This is a genomic window from Halomonas alkaliantarctica (assembly GCF_029854215.1).
Taxonomy (GTDB): domain Bacteria; phylum Pseudomonadota; class Gammaproteobacteria; order Pseudomonadales; family Halomonadaceae; genus Vreelandella; species Vreelandella alkaliantarctica_A.
The window spans coordinates 1-14,098 of the sequence record NZ_CP122961.1 but is presented as its reverse complement, the minus strand read 5'-3'; the positions used below and the strand labels follow the sequence as shown (position 1 = coordinate 14,098).

Below are 14,098 nucleotides of genomic sequence, written 5' to 3'. Positions count from 1 at the left end.
TAGCCGAACAGGGTGGTCACCATTAACAACCTATTGGAGAGTCATGCCCACGTTCACACGCCCCCCCCCCTCTACGTGGTTACCCCTAACGATCCTCGGTCTTTGCCTGGGTTACACTGCCACGGTAATGACCCGCCTGCCTTGGTGGACGCTATTTTTCGTAGCCGCAGTATGGATTGGTGTGGGATTAAAGCTACGCTGGGGCCGGCCTGCCAACGCCCGTTATCGTAAAATGTGGCCCTGGTCGCTGTTACCTTTAAGTCTTTGGGGTGTCTACGTTTACTTGGCTGACAGCTTTGGCATTGTCGATCTGGGAGCGGTGTTTTTTCACCTCCAAGCCGGTATTGCCGAGCATGGTGGCGCAGGAAAGATGCTAGTGGCGGTGCTCTATACGCTGATAATGATAGGCGTACTTGCAGCCGTGACGTGGTTATCACGCCATGATCAGCGCTGGCGGTTAGCCGAGCGCTTTTTCGCTATTTTGTTATTGGCTAGCAACCCGCTACTTTATGGCATAGGGCAACGCAGCGCGGCCATTGTTACCGATGACGGTGCCTGGCTGGATCGACGCTACAAGCCACCCCCCACCGAAGAACTTGGGGACGCCCCTAACTTACTCATTCTTTATTTGGAAAGCATTGAACGCACCTACTCCAATGAAATATTTGGGGATGCCTACGCCAGCCTAAACGCATTAGGGGAACGGGGTGCCGTCTTCGAGGGCGTGCGTCAGATGGATAATACGGGCTGGACGATGGCGGGCATGATTGCCAGTCAGTGCGGCGTGCCATTAATGCCCGCCGGTCTACTTCACGACAGCCAGTTCGATCCGCTTTCCAAAGTTGTGCCTGGGGTCGATTGTCTTGGCGACATACTGGCCGGGCAGGGCTACCAGCTGAGCTATCTAGGTGGCGCCAGCACACAATTTGCGGGAAAAGGTTTGTTCTACCGCGGGCATCAATTCAGCACGGTGAAAGGACGTGAAGATTTAGAGCCCCTTCTAGAAGATCCAGAGTATGTAAACAGCTGGGGGCTTTACGACGATACGCTTTATGACATCACTGCCGATGAGGTAAGGCGTTTGGATAAGCAAGATAACGGCCCCTGGGGTGTGGTTAGCCTGAATTTGGCAGGCCATGCGCCCAATGGTTACCCCTCTCAGGCGTGCGTGGAAAGGCAAGGTGAATTTGACGGTCAGGATATTCTTTACTCAGTCGAGTGCGCTACTTGGCTTGCCCGAGATTTAGTTGAACGTTTGGACTCCGAGGGCCTTCTCGATAATACCTTGGTGGTCATTCTCAGCGACCATTTGACGATGCGCGTTTCTGTGTGGGATCAACTGACGGCATTAGATCGCGACAACACGCTGATTATGCTAGGTAACAGTATTGAGCCCCAGCGCATTCGTCGGGACGCTACCATGCTGGACGTTTTTCCCACTATACTTGATGCGCTGGGCTTTCATTTGGAGCGCGACCGCGCTGGATTAGGCACTTCGCTTTTCAGCAGTAATCGTACGCTGGTAGAGGCCCACGGCATCGAAGTGCTTAATGAGCGTTTAAGAGAAGAGACGGCGCTTCAGCACCGCCTTTGGGAGGGCATCTCCCCTCAGCGGCGCAATGATCCCGATGAGCCTTCTCAAGAAACCTATCAAAAGCAAACCCTAGAGACGCCTGCTGACGTGGCAGACGAAGTTGAGCTCACCCATTAACGATCACGTTCTCCCACTGATGAGCCGCGTGAATCTGTTGATAGACTTGCTCAACGCTGAGCTGATTAAGGCAATTGGTGTGCCCTAACGGGCAGGTGCGCTGAAAGCAGGGAGAGCAGGAGAGCGCTAGGTAATGAATGACTGCGTTATCGGTCAAGGGCGGTGTGTAGGCGGGCGATGAGGAGCCGTATAGTGCATGAATACGTACACCTACCGCCGCGGCCACATGCATTAATCCCGAATCATTAGTGACTACTTGGCGACAATCCGCCAGCAGATCAACCGCATCGGCCAGCTGCGTTTTACCGCACAGATTATGGGCATGGGAAAGCCCCTGAGCAATCTCCTCTCCCGCCGGATGATCCTTTGCCCCACCGATTACGCGTACCTCAAAGCCCTCATCCACCAGTCGTTTGGCTAATGCATGAAAATAACTAACCGGCCACTGCTTGGCAGGGCCATACTCAGCGCCAGGCATCATGCCAATCGCCGAACGCGATGAAAGCGAGTGCGTCAGGCGTAAATTGACCAGATTATCGCGGTCTATCTGGAGGCGTGGCTTGGGCACCGCAAAATCACCGCTGACCGCTTCTTCAAGCGGTAGACCCAATGATACAAAGCGCTTTACCGTTTGATCGAGCACCTGTTTGTCAAGTTTGCGGCGCTCTTTAAGAAGCCCATAGCGATGTTCGCCTAAAAAACCGATACGCTCGGGAATACGTGCCATAAAAGGAACCAGCGCTGCTTTCCACGAGCGTGGTAGTACAATGGCACGATCAAAACGTCCACGCAGGCGGCTGGCGAGTTCACGGCGGCTGGCCAAGCCAAATTCACCGTGACTGACTGCCAGCGGCAGCACTTCATCCACTTCAGGCATCCGCTCTAAAATAGGCTGTGACCACGCGGGGGCAACCACGCCTATCGTCGCACCTGGCTGACGGGCTTTTAAGGTCATAAACAGGCTTTGAGCCATGACCATATCGCCCACCCACGAGGGGCCAATCACCAGCAAGCGCTGATTTGAGTTAGCCATTTAACCACTCCAAGTAGGCCTTAACCCCTTGAGCAACGGTTTTGAACTCAATATCACAGCCGCTCTCGCGTAACTGGCCAATATCGGCACGGGTATAGCTCTGATAGCGTCCTTTCAGTTCTTCGGGGAAGGCTATGTAGTCGATCTCCCCTTTACCGTAAAAGTCGATAACTGCCTCGCCAATGGCTTTAAAAGGCTCAGCCCGACCGGTGCCAAGATTGAAGATGCCGGATTGATCAGGATGATCCAAAAACCAGAGATTCACATCAACCACATCGCCGACATAAACAAAGTCCCGGCTCTGCATACCTGCCTCGTAGCCGTCATAGCCGCCAAACAGCTTGAGCGTTTCGCCATTACGAATTTGCAGATGGTTGTGATAGGCCACACTAGCCATTTTGCCCTTGTGCTGTTCACGGGGGCCGTAGACATTAAAATAACGAAAGCCCACTACTTGAGTGGTTAGCTTGCTCCAGCGTGAACGCACGTGCTGATCAAACAGCAGCTTTGAATAGCCGTATACGTTAAGCGGCTTTTCGCACTCGGGCACCTCTTTAAACACCTCGCTGCCGCCATAGGTGGCGGCTGACGAGGCGTATAAGAAGGGGATACTCTGCTGCTCGCAGTAATTAAGCAGCACTTTGGAGTACTCAAAGTTATTCTCCATCATGTAGTGACCATCCCACTCTGTAGTATCCGAGCAGGCGCCTTCATGGAAAATAGCATCGATCTTAGGTAGGTCGGCGCTATCACCGCGCAGGGCAGCTTTTACTCTGGCGAGGAAATCGTCTTTATCGAGGTAATCCCCCAGCGTGCAGTCCGCTAAATTGACGAATTTGGTACCGTCCCGAAGATCGTCAACCACCATCACGTCATTTCGACCGCGGGCGTTCAATGCCTTAACTATGTTGGCCCCGATAAAACCGGCACCGCCTGTTACCACAATCATACTGTTCTCCTTACCTAAAGCGGCTTGTTGGCATACGTGCCTATAACCCATCTGCCTAGGATTGTATACTTGACGCCTTATGAATTCATGGCCAACGGTGCTTTCCGCGATGAGTGTCTCGACAAACCAATCGACACCTGATGTGTCGACCTTTCAAGGCTTGATCCTTGCTCTGCAGCAGTACTGGGCAGAACAGGGTTGCGTCATCCTTCAGCCGCTCGATATGGAAGTCGGCGCGGGCACCTTCCACCCCGCTACCTTCCTGCGGGCGATTGGTCCCGAAACCTGGAATGCTGCCTATGTACAGCCTTCCCGCCGCCCTACTGACGGCCGCTATGGCGAGAACCCTAACCGCCTTCAGCACTACTACCAGTTCCAGGTAGTGATGAAGCCATCGCCAAGCAACCTGCAGGATCTCTACCTGGGCTCACTCAAACGCCTGGGCCTTGATCCGCTGGTTCACGATGTGCGCTTTGTCGAAGATAACTGGGAATCCCCTACTCTTGGCGCCTGGGGCCTTGGCTGGGAAATCTGGTTAAACGGCATGGAAGTTACCCAGTTTACCTACTTCCAGCAGGCAGGTGGCATCGAATGTTACCCGGTCACCGGCGAACTGACTTACGGGCTTGAGCGTATCGCCATGTACCTGCAGGACGTCGACAGTGTTTATGACCTCGTATGGGCCATTGCCCCCGATGGTAGTAAAGTGACTTATGGCGATGTCTACCTGCAAAACGAGCGCGAGCAATCCGCCTACAATTTTGAACATGCCGATGTTGACCAGCTATTTGCTAACTTTGATCACCAGGAAAAAGAGTCTGGCAAGTTGCTCGCCGCCAACCTACCGCTGCCAGCCTATGAACAAGTCCTGAAGGCATCACACACGTTCAACCTGTTGGATGCCCGTCATGCCATCTCGGTCACCGAGCGTCAGCGTTTTATCCTACGTGTTCGCACTATGGCCCGGGATGTCGCCACCGCTTACTTAGAGTCGCGTAAGGCCGAAGGTTTCCCCATGGCGCCAGAAATACTTCGCCGAGAACTGTTACAAGAGCTACTCGCCGATCAGGGAGACGACTAATGGCTGTTAATACGCTTTTACTAGAACTCGGTGCAGAAGAGCTGCCACCCACGGCTCTGGACGCTCTTTCCGATGCGTTCGCCGCGGGAATAGAGAAAGGCCTGCAAGAAGCCGATGTTCCCTTTGCCAGCGTTACCGCTTTTGCGACGCCACGGCGTTTAGCGGTACAGGTGCATGAACTGGCCGATAAACAGCCTGATCGTGACGTTGAGCGCCGTGGTCCAGCGCTCGCGGCGGCCTTTAAGGATGGCGTTGCCACTAAAGCCGCGGAAGGCTTTGCCCGCTCTTGCGGGGTAAATGTCGACGAGCTGATTCATTTAGAAACCGATAAAGGGACTTGGCTAGGCTTTCGTGAACAGCAGCAGGGAGAACCTATTCAAGCGCTGCTGCCCGAGATTATCCGCAAATCAATCAGTACCCTCCCCGTGCCTAAAAATATGCGTTGGGGTGCTTCACGCGTTGAGTTTTCCCGCCCCGTTCATTGGCTGGTCGCCATTTACGGTAGCGACGTAGTGGCCGCTGAGGCGCTTGGCCTAGAGGCTAGCTGTACGACCTACGGTCACCGCTTCCACGCTCCTGATGCTATTCAGCTGGCACACGCCGATGAGTATGTGGCTACGTTGGAAAATGCCTATGTACTGGTGGATCGAGAACAGCGGCGCGAGCGCATCCGTGAACAGGTATTAGCAGAAGCCGAAGTGCAGGAGGCCAATGCCGTTATCGACGAAGAGCTTCTGGTAGAAGTGAGCGGCTTGGTGGAATGGCCGGTCGCACTTACCGGCAGCTTTGATGAGCGCTTTCTGGAAGTGCCCGCCGAGTGCTTGATCTCCTCAATGAAGGCTAACCAGAAATATTTCCACCTGCTGGATGACGCTGGCAAGCTAAAGCCGCTGTTTATCACCATTGCCAATATCGACAGCGCTGACCCCGACCAAGTCATTGCCGGTAACGAGAAAGTTATTCGCCCGCGCTTAGCCGACGCAGCATTTTTCTACGACACCGACCGCAAGCGCACGCTTGCCTCGCGGATTCCCCAGTTAGAGAGCGTGGTATTCCAGCAGCAGCTAGGCACCCTCGCGGATAAAGCTCGCCGTAGCTCGGCTATTGCGACGTTTATTGCCGAGCGTATTAATGGCGACGTGGCTCACGCTCAGCGCGCCGTAGCGCTTGCCAAGTGTGACCTTGTGACGGAAATGGTTCTCGAATTCCCTGAACTTCAGGGCATTATGGGACGCTACTATGCGCAGCAGGATGGCGAACCCGCGGAGGTTGCCCAAGCCCTTGAAGAGCAGTACCTGCCGCGCTTTGCTACCGATACGATTCCTCAAAGTGCCACAGGCAAAGCACTAGCCTTGGCGGATCGTCTGGATACCCTGGTAGGCATCTTCGGGATTGGTCAACGCCCTACGGGTGCAAAAGATCCTTTCGCGCTACGTCGTGCTTCGATTGGCGTACTTAACATTCTGGTCAAAGGCGAACTTGATATTGACCTGCGCGAGCTGCTGGCGGTTGCCTCAGAGCAGCACCAGGGTCTGCCCAAGGCTGATGGCCTGGTTGAGGACGTGCTCACGTACATGCTTGATCGCTTCCGCGCCTGGGGCCAGGAAGAAGGCGTCAGCGCTGAAATGTACCTTGCTGTGCGTGCACGCCCCGTCACTAACCCACTCGACTTCGCCCGTCGCCTGCGCGCGGTGAAGGCCTTTGCCCAGCGGGATGAAGCCGCAGCGTTGGCGGCGGCTAACAAGCGTGTTTCAAATATTCTAAGCAAGCAGGAGCATGACGGCAGCACACCGGTCGATCAAAGCATGCTGCAGGAAGATGCCGAGCGGGCTCTGTTTGATGCGGTAACAGGTTGCCAAGCACAGGTGGCACCACTATTTGCTGCAGGTGACTACCAGCAGGCACTCGATATACTTGCCACACTTCGCGTTCCAGTGGATGCCTTCTTTGATCAAGTAATGGTGATGGCGGACGATCCAGCAATCCAGCGTAATCGTTTAGCACTTCTTGCTAACCTTCAGGCGTTGTTTTTAGAAGTCGCCGATATCTCGCTGCTCCCACAGTAGTCGACTCATTGTTCGCAACCCAAGCCCAACCCTAAAAGGTTGGGCTTTTTTTGTTCGACGCGTGTATGTGTTTCACGTGAAACACCTTTGCTAGATCGGGGTAAAATATCCATTAACCTCGTGAGTAGAAAGCATCGCCAGCAACCGAACCAATAGGATCACTATGCTAAGTGCCAATAACCTTGTCATACTGGATCGAGACGGCGTCATCAATCATGACTCTGATAACTACATCAAATCTCTCGACGAGTGGGTGCCCTACCCCTCTTCCATCACAGCCATTGCCCGACTCACGCGCGCGGGTTTCACCGTTGCCGTCGCAACGAATCAATCGGGCATTGCCCGTGGCTATTATGATGAAACAACGCTTCATGCGATGCATGATCACTTAATGACGTTAGTCGAAGCGCAAGGTGGTCATATCACACATATCGCTTACTGCCCCCATGGGCCGGATGATAAGTGCTCATGTCGTAAACCATTACCAGGAATGCTGCTGAACATTCAACAACTTCTCGGGCTCGAAAGCTTAACGGGGAGCTGGATAGTCGGTGATAGCCTGCGAGATCTACAGGCGGGCGAAGCAGTAGGCTGTAAAACAGCACTAGTCAGAACAGGAAAAGGGGTTAAGACGGAGCAAAAAGGCGTTGGTCTTAAAAAAACCAAGGTCTTCGATGATTTAGCGCAATTTGTTGAGTGGCTAATTGATAGCTAAACAGCACCGTGCAAATAACTTGATCGCTCTACATTGACTGAACGCCCTTCACCTCATCTTTCTGCCCCAGCTTATTCATACCAAAAAAGCGCCGCTATGTAATTCATAGCGGCGCTTGTCATGGCGGCATTAAATCATGTCGATGGGTAGCCCGTTAACGTAGTGTTTCACGTGAAACATCTTAACGAGCGTAATCCATCTTATACGTCTAAATTCGCCACCAGCGCATTGGTTTCGATAAAGTCGCGACGGGGTTCGACGTCGTCACCCATCAGGGTATTGAACATCATATCGGCGCCTACAGCATCTTCGATCGTTACCCGCAGCATGCGGCGGCTATCGGGATCCATGGTGGTATCCCAAAGCTGATCCGGGTTCATTTCCCCCAAGCCCTTATAGCGCTGCACGGAAAGCCCGCGCTGGCCTTCTTGCATAAGCCACGCCAGCACTTCCGAGAAGTGCGATACAGGCTTCTGACGCTCGCCACGGGCAATAAAGGCGCCCTCTTCCAGGAAGCCATTTAGGGTTTCGCCCAGCTCGGCGATACCACGGTAATCGGCGCTTTCAAAGAAGTCGAGACCCCATCTATAATCAGTCGTCACACCATGTGCAACCAGCGATACGGTAGGTAAGAAAAGCCCACGCTCTGAATCTTCTTGAAGATGGAAGTGATAACGCGGACCGCCTTCATAGGCGACCATATCGTCCATAACCTTCTGCAACTCGGCTATCCAGTTCTCCATTGTGAGGCGATCTTTCAGGCTCTCTTCACCTTTCAATGCCGAAGCGTGAACGATCTGCTTAAGCACTTCATTAGGATAAACTCGCGACAAACGATCAATCCGCTTCATCACGTTGCGGTACTGATTTACCAGTGTTTCAAGCTGTGAACCCGAAATACCCGGTGCATTGGCATTAACATGCAGGCCTGCGCCGTCTAGAGCCGTCGTGGTTAAGTAATCCACCATCGCCTGCTCATCTTTTAGATAGAGCTCTTGCTTGCCGCGCTTGATTTTGTAAAGTGGCGGCTGAGCGATGAAGATATGACCACGTTCAATCAATTCCGGCATTTGGCGGAAGAAGAACGTCAACAGCAACGTACGAATGTGCGACCCGTCGACATCGGCATCGGTCATGATAATAACCGAGTGGTAACGCAACTTATCAGGGTTAAACTCTTCGCGACCAATACCACAGCCCAGCGCGGTGATTAGCGTGCCCACTTCTGCAGAGGAAAGCATTTTATCAAAACGCGCTTTTTCGACGTTCAGGATTTTACCTTTGAGCGGCAAAATAGCCTGAGTACGGCGGTCGCGGCCCTGTTTGGCACTGCCGCCCGCCGAGTCACCCTCCACCAAGTAAAGCTCTGACTGACTGGGGTCTTTTTCCTGGCAATCCGCCAACTTGCCAGGTAAACCGGCAATATCCAACGCGCCTTTGCGGCGAGTCATATCACGCGCTTTGCGGGCCGCTTCACGGGCACGCGCTGCATCCAGCATCTTATTGACGATAGCCTTGGCTTCATTAGGTTTTTCAACAAGATACTCGGAAAAGAGGCGACTCATTTCCTGCTCAACCGCTGTTTTCACTTCACTTGAAACTAGCTTATCTTTCGTTTGGGACGAAAACTTGGGATCCGGAACTTTCACTGAAATGATCGCGGTCAAGCCTTCACGGGCATCATCACCGGTCGTGTTGACCTTGGCCTTCTTAAGCAAGTTTTCTGCTTCAATATAGTTATTGAGCGTACGGGTAAGACCTGCCCGGAAACCCGCCAAGTGTGCGCCGCCATCTCGCTGTGGAATATTATTGGTATAGCAGAAAATGTTTTCAGTGAAGGCTTCGCTCCACTGCATGGCCACCTCTACTTCAACGCCATCATCACGGATAGCGTTAAAGTGGAATACCGGATTAATCACACTCTTATTGGTATTGAGGTGATCAACAAAGGCTCTCAAACCGCCTTCGTAGTGAAACAGCTCCTCTTTACCGCTGCGCTCATCCAATAAGCGGATAGCCACACCAGAGTTCAAAAAGGAGAGTTCGCGAAGACGTTTGGCTAAAATATCAAAATGGAACTCGATATTGCCAAAGGTTTCTGGCGATGGGCGGAAGTGAACTCGGGTGCCGCTTTTTTCGGTTTTGCCCACAACACCCAACGGCGCTTGAGGAACGCCATGGCGGTACATTTGTTCAAACACTTCACCTTGACGCCAAATGGTTAAGCGCAGTTCAGCGGAAAGCGCGTTAACAACGGAGACGCCTACGCCGTGCAACCCACCGGAAACTTTGTAGGAGTTATCATCGAATTTACCGCCTGCGTGCAGAACCGTCATGATAACTTCAGCGGCGGAAACCCCTTCCCCTTCGTGGAGTTCGGTGGGTACGCCGCGGCCGTTATCACTCACGGTGACCGACTCATCCGGGTGGATGACAACACGAATTTCACTACAATGCCCAGCCAACGCTTCGTCAATGGAGTTATCCACCAACTCGAAGACCATGTGGTGGAGCCCAGTACCGTCGTCGGTGTCACCAATATACATACCTGGCCGCTTACGCACCGCGTCCAGTCCCTTGAGCACCTTGATGCTTGATGAATCGTAAGCCTGCTCGCTCATTGACCACTCCGTTGTGAAGTCTGTCTCATCCTGTATCGTCCCTTCCCTTCCTGCGCTAGCTGAGTCTCTCTAAACCACTGAACCCCTCTTTGCTATGTTTCACGTGAAACATACTCACAGGGGTATCAGTGCGCCAGGCATTCTTTAATGCAGAAGGTTCGACACTGGTAATAAATGCTTGGCACTGCATATCTTCGAGTAGCCCACAAAACTGGTAACGGTTTTGCTCGTCAAGCTCTGCGGGTAAATCATCAATAAGATAAATACAGTGCCGCTGTGCTGTTCTTTCCAGAAACCGCCCTTGGGCAAGTTTTAATGCACTCACCACTAACTTTTGCTGGCCTCTGGAAAGCACTTCTACAGCAGGCTGTTTGTTTATTCTGATACGCAAATCTGCGCGCTGCGGACCTTGCTGAGTAAACCCCATCTGCTGATCAGTTGGCCGACTATCGTATAACACATCAGCGAGGGATCGATCTTTATCCCAACCCCTGGCGTAGTGGATCGACATGCCCGGCAATGGAAGCAACACCTTAAGTGTCTCTTCAAAGACTGGCAGAAAATCACTGAACCAAGCCCGACGCAACGTATCCATCTGTTCACCCGAAATGGCTAACTCGTGCTCCCATACCGCCATTTCTTGAGGTTGTATTCTACCACGCCTGAGCAGTGCATTCCGATGTTTCAACGCACGCCGGGTGCGCTTCCAGATTGTTAAAAAGTCATGTTCCACGTGAAACACACCCCAGTCGAGAAATTCTCGACGACCGGAGGGAGAACCTTCAAGCAATCGGAAAGCATCTGGGTTGATTAATTGAAGCGGCATTGCCTCTACCAGTTCCGCCAAGCGAGCGTTCTTATCACCCTTTAAACGAAGCTCAAGCTCCCGCTGAGCTCTTAAGCGGCGCACACCAAGGGTAACCTCCGGTTCCCCGCTTAAACGGCCGTACAGTGTCATATATGGCTCGTCTGTTTGAATTGCGTGCTTTAACTGGCGCGTACGAAAAGAGCGTCCCATGCCTAGAATATGCACACCTTCCAACAAACTGGTTTTTCCACTGCCATTAGCACCGCTGATAACATTGATGCGCGAAGAGGGCGCCAGCTCAATCGGCTGGAGATTGCGCAAGGCGTGGAAATTAAGCAGTGTCAGGCTCATCCTATTATCACCACTTAAAATATCCTTTGAAAACGGGAGTATTGCCCAAAACGAGCTAGCGGCGCTTCTGCAATCAGAAGCGCCGCTAACGTTGTCTGCTTATAGGTTGCTATGCCCCAAAACAAAGACGGTTTACAGGCGCATCGGCATAACAACATAGAGAGCATCACCGCCACCGGGCTCTTCAAGCAGTGCACTACTATTGGGATCAGCCAGAGTAATCTGCACACGGTCCTCATTAAGCACCGTCAACACATCAACCAAATAGCCTACGTTAAAACCAACTTCCATTGCCCCACCATTATATTCAACGGCGATATTCTCCTCCGCTTCTTCCTGCTCGGGGTTGTTGGCCATTACTTTAAGGTTGTTCTCCTCAAGATAGAGGCGCACACCACGGTACTTCTCATTAGAGAGGATGGCAGTACGCGAAAGCACTTGGCGCAACTCAGCACGTTCGGCAATCAGTACTTTGTCGCCATTGCGAGGCACTACACGCTCATAGTCAGGAAATTTACCGTCAATTAACTTGGAGGTGAAGGTAAAATCCCCTGTGTGGGCACGTACATGGCTGGAGCCAAGCGTTAAGCTGACAGGCTCATCGCTATCATCTAGCAGGCGCGACAGCTCTAAAATCCCTTTACGCGGCACAATCAGCTTTTGAGATTGGCTAACAGTCACGTCGATTGGGCGCGAGCACATCGCCAAACGGTGACCGTCAGTAGCGACGGTGCGCAGCAAATTGCTCTGGATTTCCAGCAGCATACCATTCAGGTAATAACGCACATCCTGCTGCGCCATGGCAAACGAGGTCGCCTCAATCAGGTGCTTAAGGGTACCGCGGGGTACACTAATCTCCTGACTGCCGTCCGCATCTTCGATATTGGGGAATTCAGCGACGGGCAGCGTCGACAGCGTAAAACGTGAACGACCGCTACGCAGTACCGCACGACCCTCTTCAACGGACAGCTGAATGTCAGACTGATCGGGCAATGATTTACAAATATCCATCAGCTTACGCGCGGGCACTGTCGCGGAACCCGCCTGATCGACTTGGCTGGCCACGGTGCGACCCACGAGCTCGACTTCTAAGTCAGTGCCGGTGAGCGATACCTGGTCACCCTCTACCTGAATCAGCACATTAGAAAGTACTGGCAGCGTTTGGCGGCGCTCAACAACACCAGCGACCAGAGTCAGCGGACGTAGCAGCGCCTCTCGGGAAATCGAAAATTTCATCAATACTCCGGTTCTATATCCTGAAAGGCCTGCGCGTAACAGGCCCGTCCCATGGGATGATTAACTGGTCAACAGGCGCAGTAAATTCTTGTAATCCTCACGAATATCCGCGCTTTCTTCCTGCAATGATTTCACTTTTCGGCAAGCGTGCAGCACCGTTGTATGGTCGCGCCCACCAAAGGCATCGCCAATCTCAGGTAAACTGTGATTGGTGAGCTCCTTAGCAAGCGCCATGGCCACCTGACGAGGGCGAGCAACTGAGCGTGAACGGCGCTTCGAAAGCAGATCCGCCACCTTAATCTTGTAATATTCGGCGACCGTACGCTGAATATTATCTACCCCCACCTGCTTATCCTGAAGCGCTAACAGGTCTTTCAGCGACTCACGAATAAAGTCCTGGGTAATCGTTTTACCCATGAAATGCGAATCAGCAATGACTTTTTTCAGCGCACCTTCCAATTCGCGCACGTTGGAACGAATTTTTTGCGCAATAAAGAAAGCCGCATCGTGAGGCAAATCGACCTTAGCTTGGTCAGCCTTTTTCATCAAGATGGCCACGCGGGTTTCAAGCTCCGGCGGCTCTATCGCGACCGTAAGCCCCCAACCAAAGCGTGATTTAAGGCGCTCCTCTACTCCACTGATCTCTTTAGGATAGCGATCAGAGGTGAGGATCATTTGCTGACCGCCTTCTAATAACGCATTGAAAGTATGAAAAAACTCTTCTTGAGACCGCTCTTTGCCAGCAAAAAATTGAATATCATCAATCAGTAACGCATCAACGCTGCGGTAAAAACGCTTAAAATCATTAATCGCATTAAGCTGTAACGCTTTGACCATATCGGCAACAAACCGCTCGGAGTGCAGGTACACCACTCGAGCGTTTTCACGCCGAGTTGCCAATGCGTTTCCCACCGCATGCATTAAGTGGGTTTTACCCAAGCCCACGCCGCCGTATAAAAATAAGGGGTTATAAGCGCCGCCTGGGTTTTCAGACACCTGACGAGAGGCAGCACGAGCCAATTGGTTCGATTTGCCTTCTACAAACGTATCGAAAGTAAAATTCGGATTAAGCCCGCTACCATGTTTCAGGCTGCCTTCTACCTGCACCTGACGCTCATTATTACGTCGACTTGGTGCTTCATCGCGCAGCTTATCGATTTCACGCTCATCGGCAATATCGCCGCGTGGCAGCGTATGAACCGCAGGCGATGCTGGTCGCGATGGAGAAGCGGATACGGGATTGCCTAAATCGCGATGCTGAGGGGCCTGGGTTGCCAAGCTGCGACTTCCCACCGTCAGGCTTACCTTTGGCGGTTTAGCCGGTGCGAGCTCACGCATCAGCTCACTAATCCGCTTGGCATACTTATCGCTCACCCAATCGCGCACAAAGCGATTCGGCGCTAATAAGCGCAGCTCGTTGGACTCTCCTTCCTCTGCCTGCAGCGGGCGTATCCAGGTATTGAACTGTTGGGAATTCAGCTCATCCTGCAGGTTGTCCAGGCACTGTTGCCAAAGCGTCAGTGACAC

Annotated in this window: 10 protein-coding genes; 4 read left to right on the top strand and 6 right to left on the bottom strand. The window is 52.6% G+C overall.

Annotation, left to right across the window (positions count from 1 at the left end; translation table 11 throughout):
• Positions 1-43: 43 nt before the first annotated feature.
• Positions 44-1,711, top strand: a complete 1,668-nt coding sequence (locus tag QEN58_RS00050) for a sulfatase-like hydrolase/transferase (RefSeq protein ID WP_280105236.1) — start codon at positions 44-46, stop codon at positions 1,709-1,711.
• Here QEN58_RS00050 and waaF read toward each other — a convergent pair.
• Both waaF and rfaD read right to left on the bottom strand, forming a co-directional pair.
• Positions 1,701-2,744, bottom strand: a complete 1,044-nt coding sequence (waaF, locus tag QEN58_RS00045) for a lipopolysaccharide heptosyltransferase II (RefSeq protein ID WP_280105235.1) — start codon at positions 2,742-2,744, stop codon at positions 1,701-1,703. The genes QEN58_RS00050 and waaF overlap by 11 nt on opposite strands.
• On the bottom strand, positions 2,737-3,693 hold the full coding sequence (gene rfaD, locus QEN58_RS00040; protein WP_280105234.1) for an ADP-glyceromanno-heptose 6-epimerase: 957 nt from the start codon (positions 3,691-3,693) through the stop codon (positions 2,737-2,739). Before rfaD ends, waaF begins: the two co-directional genes overlap by 8 nt.
• 109 nt (positions 3,694-3,802) lie before the next feature.
• Here rfaD and glyQ point away from each other — a divergent pair, with 109 nt between their 5' ends.
• The 3 genes from glyQ to gmhB all read left to right on the top strand — a co-directional run bounded on the left by glyQ (position 3,803) and on the right by gmhB (position 7,555).
• Positions 3,803-4,774, top strand: a complete 972-nt coding sequence (gene glyQ, locus QEN58_RS00035) for a glycine--tRNA ligase subunit alpha (protein ID WP_280105233.1) — start codon at positions 3,803-3,805, stop codon at positions 4,772-4,774.
• Positions 4,774-6,840: a glycine--tRNA ligase subunit beta gene (glyS, locus tag QEN58_RS00030; protein WP_280105232.1), complete on the top strand. Its 2,067-nt coding sequence runs from the start codon at positions 4,774-4,776 to the stop codon at positions 6,838-6,840. Before glyQ ends, glyS begins: the two co-directional genes overlap by 1 nt.
• 163 nt (positions 6,841-7,003) lie before the next feature.
• Positions 7,004-7,555: a D-glycero-beta-D-manno-heptose 1,7-bisphosphate 7-phosphatase gene (gene gmhB, locus QEN58_RS00025; protein ID WP_280105231.1), complete on the top strand. Its 552-nt coding sequence runs from the start codon at positions 7,004-7,006 to the stop codon at positions 7,553-7,555.
• Positions 7,556-7,755: 200 nt separating this feature from the next.
• On the opposite strand, the gene gyrB is transcribed toward gmhB, so the two are convergent.
• The 4 genes from gyrB to dnaA form a co-directional block, all read right to left on the bottom strand.
• A complete protein-coding gene (gene gyrB / locus QEN58_RS00020; RefSeq protein ID WP_280105230.1) occupies positions 7,756-10,176 on the bottom strand; it encodes a DNA topoisomerase (ATP-hydrolyzing) subunit B in 2,421 nt (806 codons plus the stop codon).
• Between the two features lie 55 nt (positions 10,177-10,231).
• A complete protein-coding gene (gene recF, locus QEN58_RS00015) occupies positions 10,232-11,335 on the bottom strand; it encodes a DNA replication/repair protein RecF (protein WP_280105229.1) in 1,104 nt (367 codons plus the stop codon).
• A 132-nt stretch (positions 11,336-11,467) separates the two neighbouring features.
• Positions 11,468-12,571 (bottom strand): DNA polymerase III subunit beta, encoded by a 1,104-nt coding sequence (gene dnaN / locus QEN58_RS00010; protein ID WP_280105228.1) that lies wholly within the window; start codon positions 12,569-12,571, stop codon positions 11,468-11,470.
• A gap of 60 nt (positions 12,572-12,631) precedes the next feature.
• Entirely contained in the window at positions 12,632-14,098 is a 1,467-nt protein-coding gene (dnaA, locus tag QEN58_RS00005) for a chromosomal replication initiator protein DnaA (protein WP_280105227.1), read from the bottom strand.

Excerpts from the sequence above, each read along its gene's own strand:
- glyQ (WP_280105233.1), top strand. The coding sequence starts at position 3,803 with ATGAGTGTCTCGACAAACCAATCGACACCTGATGTGTCGACCTTTCAA.
- rfaD (WP_280105234.1), bottom strand. The coding sequence starts at position 3,693 with ATGATTGTGGTAACAGGCGGTGCCGGTTTTATCGGGGCCAACATAGTT.
- gyrB (WP_280105230.1), bottom strand. The coding sequence starts at position 10,176 with ATGAGCGAGCAGGCTTACGATTCATCAAGCATCAAGGTGCTCAAGGGA.
- gmhB (WP_280105231.1), top strand. The coding sequence starts at position 7,004 with ATGCTAAGTGCCAATAACCTTGTCATACTGGATCGAGACGGCGTCATC.
- dnaN (WP_280105228.1), bottom strand. The coding sequence starts at position 12,571 with ATGAAATTTTCGATTTCCCGAGAGGCGCTGCTACGTCCGCTGACTCTG.
- QEN58_RS00050 (WP_280105236.1), top strand. The coding sequence starts at position 44 with ATGCCCACGTTCACACGCCCCCCCCCCTCTACGTGGTTACCCCTAACG.
- waaF (WP_280105235.1), bottom strand. The coding sequence starts at position 2,744 with ATGGCTAACTCAAATCAGCGCTTGCTGGTGATTGGCCCCTCGTGGGTG.
- glyS (WP_280105232.1), top strand. The coding sequence starts at position 4,774 with ATGGCTGTTAATACGCTTTTACTAGAACTCGGTGCAGAAGAGCTGCCA.
- recF (WP_280105229.1), bottom strand. The coding sequence starts at position 11,335 with ATGAGCCTGACACTGCTTAATTTCCACGCCTTGCGCAATCTCCAGCCG.